13 protein-coding genes and 1 pseudogene are annotated in these 16,855 nt (G+C 39.9%); 2 read left to right on the top strand and 12 right to left on the bottom strand.

Annotated features, from left to right (window positions below; translation table 11 throughout):
* Positions 1 to 47: 47 nt before the first annotated feature.
* From F895_RS0119010 to gloB, 6 genes and pseudogenes are all read right to left on the bottom strand, one after another.
* A pseudogene (locus tag F895_RS0119010) lies at positions 48 to 2,924 on the bottom strand (EAL domain-containing protein).
* 112 nt (positions 2,925 to 3,036) lie between these two features.
* The gene (locus tag F895_RS06340; RefSeq protein ID WP_005242461.1) at positions 3,037 to 3,756 is read right to left on the bottom strand and encodes a 16S rRNA (uracil(1498)-N(3))-methyltransferase; all 720 of its coding nucleotides are present in this window, start codon (positions 3,754 to 3,756) and stop codon (positions 3,037 to 3,039) included.
* 22 nt (positions 3,757 to 3,778) lie between these two features.
* On the bottom strand, positions 3,779 to 4,615 hold the full coding sequence (metF, locus tag F895_RS06345) for a methylenetetrahydrofolate reductase [NAD(P)H] (protein WP_005242459.1): 837 nt from the start codon (positions 4,613 to 4,615) through the stop codon (positions 3,779 to 3,781).
* Positions 4,616 to 4,688: 73 nt separating this feature from the next.
* Positions 4,689 to 6,071, bottom strand: coding sequence for an adenosylhomocysteinase (ahcY, locus tag F895_RS06350; RefSeq protein ID WP_005242458.1), 1,383 nt, complete (start codon positions 6,069 to 6,071; stop codon positions 4,689 to 4,691).
* A gap of 303 nt (positions 6,072 to 6,374) precedes the next feature.
* Positions 6,375 to 6,581: a hypothetical protein gene (locus F895_RS06355; protein ID WP_004654498.1), complete on the bottom strand. Its 207-nt coding sequence runs from the start codon at positions 6,579 to 6,581 to the stop codon at positions 6,375 to 6,377.
* A gap of 297 nt (positions 6,582 to 6,878) precedes the next feature.
* Positions 6,879 to 7,610 carry a hydroxyacylglutathione hydrolase gene (gene gloB, locus F895_RS06360; protein ID WP_005242456.1) on the bottom strand — a complete coding sequence of 244 codons (732 nt, stop codon included), beginning with the start codon at positions 7,608 to 7,610 and terminating at the stop codon, positions 6,879 to 6,881.
* 364 nt (positions 7,611 to 7,974) lie between these two features.
* Between gloB and F895_RS06365 the strand changes: the two genes are divergently transcribed.
* A complete protein-coding gene (locus F895_RS06365) occupies positions 7,975 to 8,961 on the top strand; it encodes a hypothetical protein (protein WP_005242453.1) in 987 nt (328 codons plus the stop codon).
* Complete coding sequence (locus tag F895_RS06370; protein WP_005242452.1) at positions 8,955 to 9,842, top strand: arginase family protein; 888 nt, start codon at positions 8,955 to 8,957, stop codon at positions 9,840 to 9,842. Before F895_RS06365 ends, F895_RS06370 begins: the two co-directional genes overlap by 7 nt.
* Here F895_RS06370 and F895_RS06375 read toward each other — a convergent pair.
* From F895_RS06375 to purH, 6 genes are all read right to left on the bottom strand, one after another.
* Positions 9,828 to 10,454, bottom strand: a complete 627-nt coding sequence (locus tag F895_RS06375; RefSeq protein WP_005242450.1) for a LysE family translocator — start codon at positions 10,452 to 10,454, stop codon at positions 9,828 to 9,830. The two genes, F895_RS06370 and F895_RS06375, sit on opposite strands and share 15 nt — an antisense overlap.
* 139 nt (positions 10,455 to 10,593) lie before the next feature.
* The gene (locus F895_RS06380; protein WP_005242445.1) at positions 10,594 to 11,289 is read right to left on the bottom strand and encodes a methionine ABC transporter permease; all 696 of its coding nucleotides are present in this window, start codon (positions 11,287 to 11,289) and stop codon (positions 10,594 to 10,596) included.
* Complete coding sequence (locus F895_RS06385; RefSeq protein ID WP_005242442.1) at positions 11,286 to 12,314, bottom strand: methionine ABC transporter ATP-binding protein; 1,029 nt, start codon at positions 12,312 to 12,314, stop codon at positions 11,286 to 11,288. The genes F895_RS06380 and F895_RS06385 overlap by 4 nt, the downstream gene beginning before the upstream one ends.
* A gap of 72 nt (positions 12,315 to 12,386) precedes the next feature.
* Complete coding sequence (locus F895_RS06390) at positions 12,387 to 13,262, bottom strand: MetQ/NlpA family ABC transporter substrate-binding protein (protein ID WP_005242440.1); 876 nt, start codon at positions 13,260 to 13,262, stop codon at positions 12,387 to 12,389.
* Between the two features lie 610 nt (positions 13,263 to 13,872).
* Positions 13,873 to 15,159 carry a phosphoribosylamine--glycine ligase gene (gene purD / locus F895_RS06395; RefSeq protein WP_005242438.1) on the bottom strand — a complete coding sequence of 429 codons (1,287 nt, stop codon included), beginning with the start codon at positions 15,157 to 15,159 and terminating at the stop codon, positions 13,873 to 13,875.
* 102 nt (positions 15,160 to 15,261) lie between these two features.
* Positions 15,262 to 16,836 (bottom strand): bifunctional phosphoribosylaminoimidazolecarboxamide formyltransferase/IMP cyclohydrolase, encoded by a 1,575-nt coding sequence (gene purH / locus F895_RS06400; RefSeq protein ID WP_005242436.1) that lies wholly within the window; start codon positions 16,834 to 16,836, stop codon positions 15,262 to 15,264.
* Positions 16,837 to 16,855: the final 19 nt, after the last annotated feature.

Genomic DNA, 16,855 nt, shown 5'->3' with positions numbered 1-16,855 from the left:
GCGAGTTTGAAGGAAAAATAAATAGCTCAAAAGCTTAAAATTCATGTTTAAATGGAAGGTCTAGCCGTTGACTGCTGCATTTGTTTTTGCAGATATTCAGTTGCATGAGCTGGGCTTAGTGGTTGCGAAAATAGATAACCCTGTAATATGTCGCAATTTTGTCGTTTTAAATACTCATATTGTTGCTCTGTCTCAACACCTTCTGCTACAACTTTTAGGCCAATGGTCTTGCCCATTGCAATCATGGCATTAACGATTGCATCTTGTTTAGGGTTACCAATTTTTGAGATAAAAGCACGGTCAATTTTCAAAATATCAATTGGATATTCGGTGAGGTAGGCGAGTGAAGAATAGCCCGTGCCGAAGTCATCCAGCGCAATTGAAATTTGACGTTCTTTAATGGCGAGTAATACCGTTTTGACACTTTCAGTATTTTCAATGAATGCTGATTCGGTAATTTCTAATTCAAGATTTTTGCCTGAAATTGCATAACTGTTTAATACTGTATCAATGTCATGCAACAGTTGGCCGCGCAAAATTTGCTGTGCCACAATATTGACGGCAATATTGATATTGTTAAAACCAAGCTGTTGCCATGTCTGTAATTGCTTGGCTGCTTCATGTAAAACGAATTGTCCAATATCTGAAATCAAACTGGTACTTTCAGCTAAAGGAATAAAAATGCTTGGCATGATGAGCCCTTTTGTTGGATGTTTCCATCGAATCAAGGCTTCAAAGCTATTAATTTGATTATCTTGTGCATTAATTTTAGGTTGATAGTAAACCACCAATTCATTGTTCTGGATAGCTTTTCTAAGATCAAGCTCCAAGTCTGTATATTTGGCAACGAAATTGGCACGCTCATTGGAATAATAACGAATGGTATTGCCACCTAAACGTTTTGCTTCGGTTAATGCCTATTCTGCATGTGTATTTAAGTTATCAACTTGGCGGCCATGCTCTGGGTAAATCGCGACTCCGATTGAAATACTGACTAAATGTTCTTGATCGGCGAGATAGAAGGGTTTGCTAAATGCTTCAACAATGTTGTTGCAGAGTTGATGAATTGGCGGATGTAACGGAGACATCTCATAGATAATTGCGAAGTCGTCTGCACTTAAATGCGCAACTAACAGTGCATCAATATTGCTAATGCGTAAGCGTTGCGCTACTTCTTTCAATAATTCATTCCCAGCTTGATTGCTGATGATTTCATTCAATGCCCGGAAGCGATCAATGTTGAGGCGGATGACAGCCAAGTGCTGAATTGATGTTTCATTGATTAAATATTGATGTAACTGCTGTTGGTAATAAAAACGATTCGGCAGATCGGTGAGCGTATCGTAATTGGTCAGATAAGATAAGCGTTGTTCTTGATGTTTACGCTCAGTTTGATCCGAAACAATACCAATATAATTGATCACCCGATCTTGCTCATCTTTCACTGCGTTAATATGCATCCATAAAAAACATGATTTTTCAGAACTATAGGTTTCTTGGAACTCGCCTTCATATTCTTGTTCTGCTCGAAGTGTGTCGAGTATGGATAAGTGAAAATTATGATGATGTTGTTTATTCTGTTTGGTAATTTCAAATAGATGTTTATCCACGATGTCTTGTTTATCAAGACCTGTGAGTTGCTCATATTTAGGATTTACTTCAACATAATTGAATTTCTCATCTAATATGAAAATACCTTCGGAGGCTTGTTCAAACACACTGGCAGCAAGTTTTAAACGCTCCTGATCTCTTTTTTCCTGATTGATATCACGATGGATACCGACCATACGTAATGGCGTATTGTCTTTTGGATCTCTTAGAATGACCTGGCCGACATCATGTATCCAAGACCATTCACCATTATGACGTTTGATTCTGAAGGTTTCTTCATAACGTTTAGTCTGACCACATAGATGATGATAAAGGGTATTTTTGACACGCTCGAGATCATCGGGATGGATGATTTTATGCAGCAGAGTATAATGGTTCTCAGAGTTACGTGTGACTGACTGGCTATGTGCATTGGTCACGCCAACAGTATGATTTTCAAGATTCCAATCCCAAGGGCGAATGCCCGCAGTTTCATGTGCAAAGCTCAAGTTTTGACGATGCTCTTGTAAGCTTTCATTCATCTGAGTCAGATCAAACGTGCGCTCACGAACTTTTTGCTCTAAGAGATGATTATTAAATTGTAGTTGGGCTTCAATATCTTTAGATTTATTCACTTCACGTTGCAATTGTTGGCAAAGTTCTTCAGTCCATTGGTTGTGCTGCTCGGCGACATTAATCAATTGCTTGTTTTTATCCAGTACCAAGGCTAAACGTTTATGAATTTTAAACGTGGCTTGAGCACATAGAACTGTAGCAAAAAATGAAGAGTAATAAGCTAGATAGAAAAGGGTATGATCATGATCTTGGTGTAGCAGTTGAGAAACGATTAATGGTGTAATACTTGGAATAAAAAATAAAAAGAAATAACGAATATGCTGAGTTAAAAAAGTCAGTGCAATAATATGCGATGCTGTGAGTAATAAAGCAGTAAGTGTTAAAACATGTGATCCAATTAAATGAGGAACATCAGTCACTAAGTAGTGGTTAATGACAATGGTATTCACACCAATCAGTAAACCAGTCAGGAAACAGACGGTCTGAAAAATAATATTGGTTTTACTACTATACTGAATTGAGGCGTTACGTTTTAATAAAAAATGACAAAGACCGAAAAAACTAAACAAAATGATGAGCGTAATACTCATCCAGGTTGTGAAAATATTAGATTCAAAAGAATAAAAAATACCAAAGAGTGTATAATCTAACAGGCAAATACAAAACACGCTTAATACAAATAAGCGGACATGATTTGGATAATTGATTTGATCTGTATAGATAAACTGTGGCAAATTTTTTTCCTGAGCTGCTAACATACAAAGAATAATCCTTTTCGTTTTTTATCTATATTTACAGTCTTTGTTTTTTTGTAAACAGAACAGCATTTTATTTTAAATTCACGTCAATCATAACTGAATTTGGGCTCTGTTATTTCAACGAAAAATGATAATTCAAGATAGATAAAGCAACTACAGGTGCTGTTTCTGTTCTTAACACACGGTCTCCGATACACCAGTTTTTAAATTGATGTTGATTTGCAGTAGTAATTTCTGCTTCACTGAGCCCGCCTTCAGGGCCAATCAACAATGCGATATCTGGACTGCTGTCAAGCAGTACATTGGCTTGATCTTTGTTGGGTGCAAGGACAAAGCGTGATGCAGGTAATTCAGAATTGACCCAATCATTTAAAGCGATCGGTGCAAGAATTTCAGGGACTCGGTTCAGACCACACTGTTCACATGCTGCAATTGCAACAGACTGCCAATGATCGATTTTCTTTTGATCACGATCGTATTTTAATCGCATTTCACAGCGTTCGCTGGTGAGTAGCTGAATCGTTGTAACACCGAGCTCAGTTGCTTTCTGGATCGCATAATCCATGCGATCACCTTTGCTCATCACTTGCCCTAGAATAACTTGAAAAGGCGCTGTGCGATCGGCTGCATCAAACTGATCCACTGAAACAAAAGCATTTTTCTTATTGATTTCAGTGAGTGTGACTATATATTCACCACCTTTTCCATTGAAAAAGATGGCTTGTTCTTGTTCTTTTGCACGGAGTACACGGACCCAATGGTGAAATACCGATTCAGTTAATTCAATGGTATTGCCAGTGTGTAATTCAGTTTCGATATAAAAACGATTCATGCTTGGGTCGTGCTCGTACAAATTAGTTTAAACCAAGATCAACAACGAGTTGTCGAGTCGGCTCTGTTTGATTCATTGAATAGAAATGCAGGGTAGGTGCGCCACCCGCAATCAAGCGTTCACAAAGCTTCACAATCACTTCATGACCAAAAGCTTTGATGCTCTCGCTGTCATCGCCATAAGCTGCCAGTTGCTTACGGATCCAACGCGGAATTTCTGCACCAGTGCCATCGGCAAAGCGGATCAGGTTACTTGCGTTGGTGATCGGCATAATACCTGGTGCGACTGGAATATTCACGCCAGCTTTGGCAATACGCTCGATAAAATAGAAATAGGCATCTGGATTGAAGAAAAATTGAGTAATACCAGCGTTCGCACCAGCATTCACCTTCTCAACAAAACGTTGAATGTCACCATCAAAGGTTTCAGCTTGGGGATGCATTTCAGGATAGGCTGCCACTTCGATATGGAAGTGATCACCTGAATGTTCACGAATAAAGCGAACTAAGTCTTGGGCATAAGGTAATTCACCTAGACCGACCTGACCTGATGGTAAGTCTCCACGCAATGCCACAATGCGATCAATACCTTGAGATCTATATAAATCTAAAAGTTCAGCGATACGAACCTTATCATCACCGATACAAGACAAATGTGGTGCGACAGGCGTGCCTTTGCCATTAAATTCATTAATCGCCGCTAAAGTTCGCTCACGAGTAGAACCACCTGCGCCATAAGTAATCGAGAAAAACTCTGGATTTAATAATTGTAATTCTTGATGAACAGTTTTTAATTTTTCCGCACCAGCATCAGTTTTGGGTGGGAAAAATTCAAAAGAAATAGGAACACGTTTTGTCATTTCAAATCCTTTTTAAAATCGCTCGGAAATTTTAGAAAAAAGGGCAGTCCGTAAAACGTCTGCCCTGATTTTCTTAGTATTTATAAGCGTCAGATTTGAACGGACCTTCGACAGGAACGCCGAGGTAATCTGCTTGTACTTGCGTCAATTGCGTTAATACACCGCCAAAGCCAACGACCATTGCAGCAGCAACTTCTTCATCTAATTTCTTAGGAAGCACTTCTACACGAATTGCAGCTTGTTTCTGATCAGCAGGTAAGTCAGCGAATTTCTCAGCAAATAAATGCATTTGACCTAATACTTGGTTGGCAAAAGAACCATCCATGACACGTGATGGGTGACCTGTTGCATTGCCAAGGTTTACTAAACGACCTTCAGAAAGAAGGATCAAGTAGTTATTTTCGTCTTCTGAACGATAGACTTGGTGGACTTGAGGTTTGACTTCAACCCACTTATAACCACGGAGGTAGGCAGTGTCAATTTCTGTATCGAAGTGACCGATGTTACACACCACAGCACCCGCTTTTAAGCTATCTAACATTGCAGAATCACATACGTGATAGTTACCAGTCGTCGTGACAACAAGATCAGTATTGCCTAATAAGTCTTGATTGATGTCTTCTTTCTTACCAGTTTGTACGCCATTTTTGTATGGAGAAACAACTTCATAACCATCCATGCATGCTTGCATTGCACAGATTGGATCAACTTCAGTTACACGTACAATCATGCCTTCTTGACGTAAAGATTGTGCAGAACCTTTACCTACGTCACCATAACCAATTACAAGCGCACGACGACCAGAAAGCAACATGTCAGTCGCACGTTTGATCGCATCGTTTAACGAGTGGCGGCAACCGTATTTGTTATCATTTTTCGATTTAGTAATCGAATCATTCACATTGATTGCAGGAACTTTAAGCGAGCCGTCTTTCCACATTTCTAACAGACGTTGTACACCTGTTGTGGTTTCTTCGGTAATACCGTGAATACGCTCTAAAAGCGCAGGATATTTGTCATGAACAAGTGCAGTTAAGTCGCCGCCATCGTCCAAGATCATGTTGGCATCCCAAGGTTGACCATTGACATTGATCTGTTGTTCTAGACACCAAACATATTCTTCTTCAGTTTCGCCTTTCCAAGCAAAAACAGGTACACCACTTGCAGCGATTGCAGCAGCAGCATGGTCCTGAGTAGAGAAGATGTTGCAAGATGTCCAACGCACTTCTGCGCCAAGTTCAACCAAGGTCTCAATGAGAACCGCAGTCTGGATTGTCATGTGAATACAACCCAAAATTTTTGCGCCAGCAAGTGGTTTAGCTGCTGAATAACGCTTACGTAAGCCAATCAAAGCTGGCATTTCTGCTTCAGCAAGTTTGATCTCTTTACGACCGTAGTCAGCAAGGGAAATATCAGCAACTTTGTAATCTGTAAATGAAGCATTCACCGCGTTCATCAGGATCTCCTAGAAAAAATAGTATGGATCATTCTGTTCGCGGATGCCGTTGTTGGTTAAAAACGAATGTCTAACCGATCGTCGAGCCTGGCAAATTGATCTTTAGTGCCGATCAATTGTCGCAGCATCCCTCGACTGGGCATTATGATACTTGGAAATTGCGTTGGTTCCAATAATATTTTGTATGAAATGCTTAGAAAATGAGGGATTAAATCGAAGGGGAGAAATGTTTAAATTTTTTAGACTTCATCTATCAGGATTGCAAAATCCCTTTGCAATCCTGATCTCTTAGAAATTTTGTCATTAAGCTTTTAAGTGGTCTTCGAATTCTTCGCCAAGCTGCATTGCCAAGGCATTACCAGATAAGTCACACGTCACTAGACCATATTCTTTTTTAAAGCTAAATGTAAAACCACGATTATCTGTCAGATTTTTAACTGAATAGCCTAATTTTTCTAACCAAATACGGAAAGCCAATACGTTTTTTGCTTTAACAACTCTGTTTTTCATGACAGATCTCCTTGTGAACATGTAAATATTAATAAGGGTCGGTTAAAATTTTTTAAAGGGGGATTGCATAGATTTATTTTTCCACATGTAAATAATGTAAGTTGAGCGTAATTTTTATAGAGAGAACGTTATCTGGTGTTTATTTATATTTTTGATTTTATTTGATTATTTGGTTTTGTTTTTTGGAAATTTAAGCTGGGATATTTTATAAATTGAACCAGATAAATGTAAAAAATAATTTCATTTTCCACTTTTAACAAAAAATGGAAAATGAATCGTTTAAATTTAATGCATTCATTAGAACTGATCTTTCAAACTACGGATACGTGCAAAATCTTCGGGACTTTCGGTACGCAAAAATGGATTGGTTTCGAGTTCTAATTCAATGGTACTTGGTAAGGTGATTTGATCTGCCGCTCTCAGTGCTCGAACCTGTTTGATGCGCTGTTGTAATGCCGCGTTATGCGGTTCAACGGTAACCGCAAATTCTGCATTGGCAAGTGTGTACTCATGTGTACAATAGACTTTGGTTTGAATAGGCAAGGCGGCCAGACGATTTAATGAGTGATACATTTGTTCAGCTGTACCTTCAAATAGGCGGCCACAACCCATTGCAAACAAGGTATCGCCACTAAACAGTGTCTCTATTTTTTCAATAAAATAAACAATATGACCTAGGGTATGACCTGGCGTTGCAATAATTTCAACTTTTAACTCATTAAAATGAAAATGATCGTCATTTTGCAAAGGGTTTGAAATTAGCGAAATTTTACTGAGTTCATCTCGTGGGCCATAGACCATAATATTTTGATCTGCGAGTAAACCTTCGACTCCACCTGTATGATCTTTATGCCAATGGGTCAACCAAATCTGTTTCAGCTTGAGCTGGTTTTTTTCACAAAATTCGATCACCAAATCTGCTTCGGTCGGGTCAATTGCAACCACCTCTTGCGCCTCGGTATCCTCCAATAACCAAATATAGTTTTTTAAGGCATTTTTGACATCAATTGCGTGAATCTTATAATGCATAGCCGAATCCTAAATCTTTTGTTCCGGGTGGTTATTGCGAGTTGGCTACTGAATGTTAGTGCCTGATTCTAGTGTAAGTGTAAATGCTGCTGAGTGCAAAAAAGTAGAATAGAGTTGAAAGCAAAAGGCTGACGATTTCGGGCAAATCTTGACAGCAAAATTCAGTCGATATCTTTCTCGTTGACAAGCATCCTGTTTTCAATGAAGATGGAATTAAAGTTTTATAAGTTAATGATTTATATTCATCTTTGGTCGTATAAGAATAGTTAATTAAAGCTAAATAATGTGGATGATGAAGCAAGCATCGTACAGATCATTTGCGATAGATGAAAATTGATAAATCAGAATAACAAGAGAGGGAATCATGTCTGAGATGGTCGACCATGAAGTGGTCGTTATTTTTAAAAAATATTTATATCCGCTCTCTGCCAAACTTACAGAAATGCTGAATGAGCATTTTAGTCACCAAACTGAGCGACGCGGTTGTGGTTATACGCAAGCCACCCGTGTAATTGCAGAATTTGTTTCACAGGCACGTGATCCAATGGGGTTTCAGGATTTACGCATTTTTGAAGATTATGATACCAAGACGTTAAAAAATCTTCTCAATCAAAGTTCATCTTATGGTTTAGTGCTGCAGACATGGCGTAATCTGGATCTTAACGCTGATGTTCAGGAGTGTTTGCAACGTTTAAATCCACAAGAGGGCTTTGCGCAGAATTTACAACAGGAAATTGAGTTTCAGTCCACACTGAGACATATACATCAATATGCCGAGCGAGAAGAAAGTAAACTGATTTGCCAGTTGCTGACGGATATTATTTTGCCTCAAGATGCAGCAGTGCAGGATATGATTGATTGCCAATCCTTAGCAGAAAAGCCTAAAGTCGGTTCTTGTCCCATGGCAGAAAAATTCTTCCTGCGTATCGCACATCATCGCTTACTCAGACAGGGGGAAATCAATATCTTTGTGGATGAGCACGAACAACCAATCATGATGGAAAAGCTCAATATGGGAGATAATCATTCCTGTATCAGCTTAGTGCCTTTGATGATGAATGGGGTGCGTTTACCTGCGGGTAGTTTATTTTCAGCTGACTATGAGATTGAGCAACTGGCTAAACACAAAAATAAGCAGTACAAAGGCTATGTGATCCCGATTGCTGAAATGAGTGGTTTTTGGTTTTTGCGTCTAACTACTTTGGCTGTGTCACCTGAAAATCGGGCACGTGCTTTTGGATATCATTTTAAACAACAGGTGGATAACGGATTGTTCCGACCAGATACTACTGAATTAAGTCAGTTGATGGACATTGCGCATGATCAAATTTACGTAGGACATCCATGCTAAAAGCTTGTTATTCGCCGCGTTATTTTGCCCAAACGCACACCAATAGTATGGAAAAACTCACCGCCGTTGCGGATGTGTTAGCAGCGCAACATATAGCTGAGCTGATTGATCCTGGCATGATCGATGTCGAGTTGCTCAAAAAGTTGCATAATCCTCAGTATGTGGATGCTTTTTTATCTGGTCAGTCTGCGTTTGCCACCATACAAGGCTTTAAGCCATGGAATGAGCAGCTTCGGGATGCGATTCTGTCAGTACAGGCAGGGCAATTGGTGGGTGCAGAGATTGCTTTGAAAGAAGGCATTGCTGCCAATATTGCCCAAGGCTTTCATCACGCTAGCTATGAATCTGGTGCAGCCTATTGTACTTTTAATGGCTTAGCTCTGGTGGCTAAGCAGTATCCAGAAAAGCGCATTTTCGTTCTGGACTGTGATCAGCATGGTGGGGATGGGACAGCAGTGTTTACCAACCGTATGACAAACTTGGTCAATTTCGGAATTTTTGGGATTCGCTTTGGTTGTAAAGCCAGTGAACGTAGTTTGACCCGCTATATTCATCCTAAACAGGGGAATTTTGACTTATATCGTGAGGCGATCTATGAGGCTTTCCAATATGCATCAGGTTGGGAGGCAGATCTTATGATTTATCAGGCGGGCATGGATTGCCATCAACACGATAAATATGGTTCAAAGTGGTTTAGTACCGAATTGCTATTTGAGCGTGATCGGATTGTTTTTGAGATGGCGAAAAAAATGAAAATCCCGATGTTGTTTGTGTTGGCGGGGGGATATCAGGCACTGGATGATTTAGTGCCGTTACATGTGAATACTTTTAAAGCAGCGAATGAAGTTTATTTTCCATCAGCTCATTTAGTGTTGGCCTAAAACGAGAAATAAGCCCAAAGTAATAAAGATTGTCCCGCCTAATATGGACATAAATTTTTGGACACTTTGGGATTTATTGATTTTTGTCATGATGAATTCTGCAAGAAAAACGCATACCAGATCTGCAGAAATAAAAATCGTATTAACGATTAAACCTAAAAGGATAAATTGTAGCCAAATTGGTGACTCATAAGAGTTATTGATAAATTGTGGTAAAAATGCGAGGTAAAAAATTGCAGTTTTAGGGTTTAATATCTCGACTAAAATGCTTTCTTTGAATGTTTTTTCTGCAATATTGTCAGGAGCATTTAGCATGCTCGATGGTGCAGTATCTTTAATAAGTTTTATTCCTAGCCAGATCAGCCAACATGCGCCTAGCACTTTAATTACTGTGTATAAAACGGGCAATAAATGAAACAGTGTCGTAAGTCCAACTGCGGCGGCTATGATATGAGCACATCCTCCGATAAAAAGTCCTAAAGTTGCCATGAAACCAGATTTTGGCCCTTTTGCTAAAGTTTGTGCGGCGGTATATAGCATTGCTGGACCAGGAATATAAGCAAAAATAAATGTAGTAATTAAAAAGGAGGTTAGTATTTCAAGCGATGCCATATTGTTCTCATTGATGGATTTTTTACTTTATTTTAATAGCGCATTATTTTATATCAATTGGTCAGTTTTTGAGAACAAAATAAAAGGAATATATTGAGTTTTCAATATATTCCTTGATAACACATCGATAGAGTATAAGTTAGCGTAATTTTGCTAACCAGTCCCCGAGCATTTGTACCATTTGTACCAGCAGCAATAATACGATTACGGTCAAAATCACGACACTGGTGTCAAAACGTTGGTAACCATACGAAATGGCCAAGTCACCAATACCGCCTGCACCCACTGCGCCGGCCATTGCTGTTGCACCGATCAGGGAAATTGTACCTGTGGTTAGGTTTAAAATCAGCGAGCTACGTGCTTCTGGAATAATAAACTTAAAAATAATTTGCCAAGGCGAAGCACCCATTGCCTGAGCGGATTCCACAATCCCTTCATTTACTTCAAGTAATGAAGTTTCGATCAAACGACCGAGGTATGGGCCGACATAAATGGTTAAAGGCACAATTGCAGCCCATGTCCCAATTGACGTTCCAACCAACATTTTGGTTAATGGAATAACTGCAATCAGCAAAATAATAAAGGGCAGGGAACGCAGTGCATTCACAATTGGGTTCAGAAAATAATAAATCGCACGATTTTGTAAAATGCCGCCAGTACGTGTCACCACTAAGGTGATGCCTTGAATCAAGCCCCAAATACAACCAAACAGTAGCGAGAAAAACACCATTTGGAAGGTTTCTTGCAAGGCTGTGACAAACTGGTCAATTGATAGCGAGCTATGCCAAAATGGTGCTGTGACTTCGGTCAGCCATTGTACAATTAAATCTCTCATTGGCTTACCACCCCAGACTGTTCAACTTTCACCCCTTGACGCTCAAGAAACGCCACAGTTTCTTGAATCATGAGCGGATCACCCAATAGCTGGATAAACATTTGACCAATGACCGTACCGTTAATTTCAGTCATATTGGCAAACAAAATATTCAAGCTAATATCAAATTGCTTGATTGCAGCTTGGATCACGGTTTCCTGTGCCGACGTCCCTAAGAACTGTAAGCTATAAATACTATTATGATGCTGATGCTCAAGATTATTCAGAATGTTAATTGGTAATTGTTGTTGCAAAACTGTTTGAATAAAGGTTTTTGTGGTGGGGTGTTGAGGCTGGCTGAAGATATCCAGTGTTGGGCCAGTTTCAATCACATGACCTGCTTCCATTACAGCAACATAATCACAAACAGATTCAATCACATCCATTTCATGGGTCACCATCACAATAGTGATGTTTTGTTCCTGATTGATCTTTTTTAACAAGGCTAAAACTGATTTTGTCGTTTGTGGGTCAAGTGCAGAGGTGGCTTCGTCACACAATAAGATTTTAGGGTGATTCGCCAATGCACGTGCAATCCCGACACGTTGTTTTTGACCGCCTGAAAGTTCATCAGGATAAGCATCTTTTTTATGTTTGAGATCGATAAAATCTAGCAGTTCCGCCAGACGTTTTTCACGCTCAGCTTTACTATGGCCGAGTAATTTAAGTGGCATTTCAATATTTTCAGATACAGTTTTGCTCTGAAGCAGGTTGAAGTGCTGGAAGATCATGCCGATATTTGCACGTTCTTGACGAAGGGTGCGCGCATCCATTGCAGTAAAGTCTTTTTGATTAATAATGACCTGTCCCTGAGTTGGGCGCTCAAGTAAATTAATCAAACGGATAAGCGTACTTTTACCTGCACCACTATAGCCGATAATGCCAAAGATACTACCGTCTGGGATCTCTAAATTGATCTGATCCAACGCATTGATCGTTTGACCTTTCAACTGATAGTGTTTCGAAATGTTTTTAAATTGGATCATGTTCGTCAGTACTATGGCAGAAAAGAAAAAACAGGCAAAATCACTTTGCCTGTTTTATTTGAGGTTATTATATTACGAATTTGCTTCAGTGAGGTAGCTTGTCGGTTTGTTTACATCAACTTTAGTACCAGCGAAGTGTTCTTGAACATATTTCTTCACGGCTTCAGTATGATAAAGCGTACCAACTTTTTGCAATAGAGGATCATCTTTACGAGATTCAGCTGTTGCCAATACGTTTACGTTTAACTTAGTGCTTTGATCTACTGGCTCATAGAAGATCGCATCTTTAAGGACGTTTAAACCGCCTTCCATTGCCAAGGTATTACCCAATAAAATTGCATCAACTTCGTCTTTGACACGGACTGCTGTTGCCATTTGAATTGGCTTGATGACGATTTTCTTGCTGTTTTCAATAATATCAGCAGGGGTGCCTTTGACAGGGTCAAAGTCAGCTTTTAACTTGATTAAACCTGCACTTTGTAAAAGTAATAAAGCACGGGATTCGTTTGCACCGTCATTTGGAATGGCAATGGTTGCACCTTCAGCAAATTCTTCTACTTTCTTGACTTTGCTTGAGTAGATCCCCATTGGTTCCAAATATGTAGTTGAAACAGGCGCAATCTTGTCTTTATTTGCTGCATTGAAAGCAACAAGGTAAGCGTAAGATTGGAATGCATTTAAATCGACTTCTTTATTCGCTGCAGCGGTATTCATGGCAACGTAGTCAGTGAAGTTTTTAATTTCGAGTTTAACACCAGCAGCTTTGGTTTCAGGCAAAGTCGCAATATAACGCCAGATGTCAGCGTCTGAACCTGTGGAAGCGATTACAACAGTTTGTAATGCAGCAGCATCACCTTTTTTTTCGGTCGATGCGGTATCTGGTTGTTTACTGCATGCAGCAAGTAATAACACCGATACACTTAAAAAAAGACTAATCAGCTTTTTCATGTATAAATCCTAATCGGAATAATGTCGAGAAAATCAGCATTTCTCTAGCATTAATGATTGCAATAGGTTTGTATGTTGTAAATTGGCATCGGCATCAAACCATCACGTGAATTATTCTTGAAGTTTGAACAAGAGTCCTTTCCACAACATCAGAAAAATAGATGAATATTCATGTGCCCATTCTATATCTCAAAATAGGAGACATGCGTTGTCCATCTTATGTTTCTAATCGAATTTGGATTTAGCTGCAATTTGTTTTGTTAGAGTGAATATTCTAACCATTTGAAAATAATGGAAGAAGAATATCAAGTTAACATAAAAACAACATCTAAAATTTCGGCAATCATACCAACAAATTAGAGCAGGTGACAGTGCAGAAAATGCTGTCAAAGCGTATAAGGGTATGATTATTTAAGGGAAATTAGGTATAGGGTAAATGTAAATAGATGATAGTTTTATGAATTTTTCTAAAAAGATATTGAGACAGATCAATTGAATAATAAATATATATTTTTCTGAATTTTATATTTAAATAATGAATATAGAAATTGTATTTATGCTGTTTAAGGAATAAAAAGCCTTCCGGAGAAGGCTTTTTATTGACAAGTCCTTACTCAGCTTTTTCTCGTGCAATGGCACGGTAGCCGATGTCACTGCGGTATTGCATACCTGTAAAGGTGACTTGACCACAGACTTCTAAAGCATTGATTTGTGCTTCAAGTACAGTATCACCTAATGCCGTTACACAAAGTACGCGACCGCCTGCAGTAATGACATGACCATCTGCACTCATTGCAGTACCAGCATGGAAAATCTTGGTGTCTTCTGGAGATTGCCCTAAACCTGAAATCACATCGCCTTTGCGCACAGTTTCAGGATAGCCTTCAGCTGCAAGTACGATACCGATCGATTTACGTTCATCCCATTCAGCTTCGCTTGGTAAGTTACCGTCGATACCAGCTTCAACCAAATCGACCAATGATGATTTTAAACGCATCATGATTGGTTGGGTTTCAGGATCGCCAAAGCGGCAATTGAACTCGATCACACGTGGTTGACCTTGTTCATCAATCATTAAGCCAGCGTATAAGAAACCAGTGTAAACATGACCATCTGCTGCCATACCGTCAACGGTAGGGCGCATCACTTCGTTCATTACACGTTCAAAGACTTCTGCAGTCACCACTGGCGCAGGAGAGTAAGCCCCCATACCACCTGTGTTTGGACCTTCATCACCTTCGAAAATACGTTTGTGATCTTGTGAAGTTGCCATTGGCAAAATGTTGTTGCCATCGATCATGCAAATGAAGCTGGCTTCTTCACCAGCAAGGAATTGCTCAATCACCACGCGTGAACCAGCATCACCAAATTTGTTGCCTGCAAGCATATCGTCGATGGCAGCAAATGCTTCTTCGTTGCTCATTGCCACGATCACGCCTTTACCTGCAGCCAGACCATCTGCCTTAATCACGATTGGTGCGCCATTTTGTTCAACATAGGCTTTTGCTGCATCAACTTCTGTAAATACGTCGTAAAAAGCTGTTGGGATGTTATGACGCTTCAAGAAGTGTTTGGCAAATGCTTTAGAGCCTTCCAGCTGTGCCGCATACTGCGTTGGGCCCCAGATTTTTAAACCTGCTTCACGAGCAGCATCAACTACACCATTCACTAATGGTGCTTCAGGACCAACAATGACCAGTGCAACTTCATTTGCTTTAGCAAACTCAATAATGGCTGGGTTGTTTAAAATATCGAGGTCAACGTTTTGACATTTGTCTTCAGTTGCTGTGCCCGCATTCCCCGGTGCAACAAAAACTTGAGTGACTTTTGCATCTTGTGCGATTTTCCATGCAAGTGCATGTTCACGGCCACCGCTACCCAAAACTAAAATATTCATTATTCAGTTATTTCCTTTTTAAGTATCCCAGATACATCCACTAAAAATAGAAAATTCCCCCTTGAGATGCAACAACATCACAAGAGGGGATTTTAAAAATAATTAATGACGGAAGTGACGCATGCCTGTGAAGACCATTGCAATACCAGCTTCGTCTGCAGCAGCAATTGTTTCTTCATCACGCATTGAACCACCCGGCTGGATAATGCATTTAATGCCGGCTTTGGCCGCATTATCAATACCATCACGGAATGGGAAGAATGCATCAGATGCCATAACTGCACCTTCAACCACTAAACCTGCATGTTCAGCTTTAATTGCAGCAATACGTGCTGAGTTGACACGACTCATCTGACCAGCACCGACACCAATCGTTTGACGGTTTTTCGCATACACGATTGCATTTGATTTCACGTATTTTGCAACTTTCCAAGCAAAGATTAGATCATCAATCTCTTGTTCGGTTGGTGCACGCTTGGTCACAACTTTAAGATCATCCTTGGTGATCATACCTAAGTCTTGGTCTTGAACCAATAAACCGCCATTTACACGTTTATAGTCAAGTTGTGCTGCACGTGCATCAATTGCTGGAAGTTCACCACACACCAGCACACGGACATTCTTTTTCGCGCCTGTGATTTCGAGCACGCCATCGGCGATGCTTGGGGCGATAATCACTTCAACGAATTGGCGATCTACAATCGCTTGCGCAGTTGCAGTGTCTAATTCACGGTTGAATGCAATGATGCCACCAAATGCAGATTCAGGATCGGTTGCATAAGCAAGATCATAAGCTGCCTTGATACCATCTAATGAAACCGCAACGCCACAAGGGTTAGCATGTTTCACGATGACGCAAGCAGGTTTTGCAAATGATTTCACACATTCAAGTGCCGCATCGGTATCTGCAATATTATTATAAGAAAGCTCTTTACCTTGTAATTGCTTCGCAGTTGAAACCGACGCTTCTTTGGCATTGGCTTCTACATAGAATGCTGCGTTTTGGTGTGGATTTTCACCATAACGTAAATCTTGTGCTTTATTCAGTTGAGTATTGAAGGTGCGCGGGAATAAATCAGCTTCGCCTTCAGTTTTGCCAACACGCGCACCTAAATAAGATGCGATCATACCATCGTATTGTGCTGTATGCTCAAACGCTTTTACCGCCAAGTCAAAACGTGTTTCATAAGACAATGCACCATTGGCTTTTAATTCAGCGATGACTGAATCATAGTCAGTGGCATTCACGATAATACCGACTGAAGCATGGTTTTTTGCAGCCGCACGAACCATTGTTGGACCACCGATGTCGATATTTTCGATGGCATCGGCAAGTGAACAGTTCGGTTTTGCAACTGTCGCTGCAAAAGGGTAGAGGTTAACAATAACAAGATCGATAGGATCAATATTGTGTTCTTGCATCACTGCTTCGTCCAGACCACGACGCGCTAAGATGCCTCCATGAATTTTAGGATGCAGTGTTTTGACACGACCATCCATCATTTCAGGAAAACCTGTATGTTCAGAAACCTCTACTACGGCGATATTGTTGTCTTTAAGCAACTTATATGTACCGCCCGTAGATAAAATTTCTACCCCTAGAGCTGCAAGATTTTGAGCAAATTCAACGATTCCAGTTTTATCGGAAACAGAGATTAAAGCACGTTTGATAGTCATGATTTTAGTCAACAGTTTG

It is taken from the genome of Acinetobacter sp. CIP 64.2 (genome assembly GCF_000369645.1).
Taxonomy (GTDB): Bacteria; Pseudomonadota; Gammaproteobacteria; order Pseudomonadales; family Moraxellaceae; genus Acinetobacter.
Note: the sequence above shows the minus strand (reverse complement) of the source record. Positions and strands in the feature narration are given on the sequence as shown.

Coding starts and splice junctions, on each gene's coding strand:
- F895_RS06380 (WP_005242445.1), bottom strand. CDS start 11,289: ATGAGAGATTTAATTGTACAATGGCTGACCGAAGTCACAGCACCATTT.
- F895_RS06340 (WP_005242461.1), bottom strand. CDS start 3,756: ATGAATCGTTTTTATATCGAAACTGAATTACACACTGGCAATACCATT.
- purH (WP_005242436.1), bottom strand. CDS start 16,836: ATGACTATCAAACGTGCTTTAATCTCTGTTTCCGATAAAACTGGAATC.
- F895_RS06365 (WP_005242453.1), top strand. CDS start 7,975: ATGTCTGAGATGGTCGACCATGAAGTGGTCGTTATTTTTAAAAAATAT.
- F895_RS06375 (WP_005242450.1), bottom strand. CDS start 10,454: ATGGCATCGCTTGAAATACTAACCTCCTTTTTAATTACTACATTTATT.
- F895_RS06370 (WP_005242452.1), top strand. CDS start 8,955: ATGCTAAAAGCTTGTTATTCGCCGCGTTATTTTGCCCAAACGCACACC.
- gloB (WP_005242456.1), bottom strand. CDS start 7,610: ATGCATTATAAGATTCACGCAATTGATGTCAAAAATGCCTTAAAAAAC.
- F895_RS06385 (WP_005242442.1), bottom strand. CDS start 12,314: ATGATCCAATTTAAAAACATTTCGAAACACTATCAGTTGAAAGGTCAA.
- F895_RS06355 (WP_004654498.1), bottom strand. CDS start 6,581: ATGAAAAACAGAGTTGTTAAAGCAAAAAACGTATTGGCTTTCCGTATT.
- metF (WP_005242459.1), bottom strand. CDS start 4,615: ATGACAAAACGTGTTCCTATTTCTTTTGAATTTTTCCCACCCAAAACT.
- ahcY (WP_005242458.1), bottom strand. CDS start 6,071: ATGAACGCGGTGAATGCTTCATTTACAGATTACAAAGTTGCTGATATT.
- purD (WP_005242438.1), bottom strand. CDS start 15,159: ATGAATATTTTAGTTTTGGGTAGCGGTGGCCGTGAACATGCACTTGCA.
- F895_RS06390 (WP_005242440.1), bottom strand. CDS start 13,262: ATGAAAAAGCTGATTAGTCTTTTTTTAAGTGTATCGGTGTTATTACTT.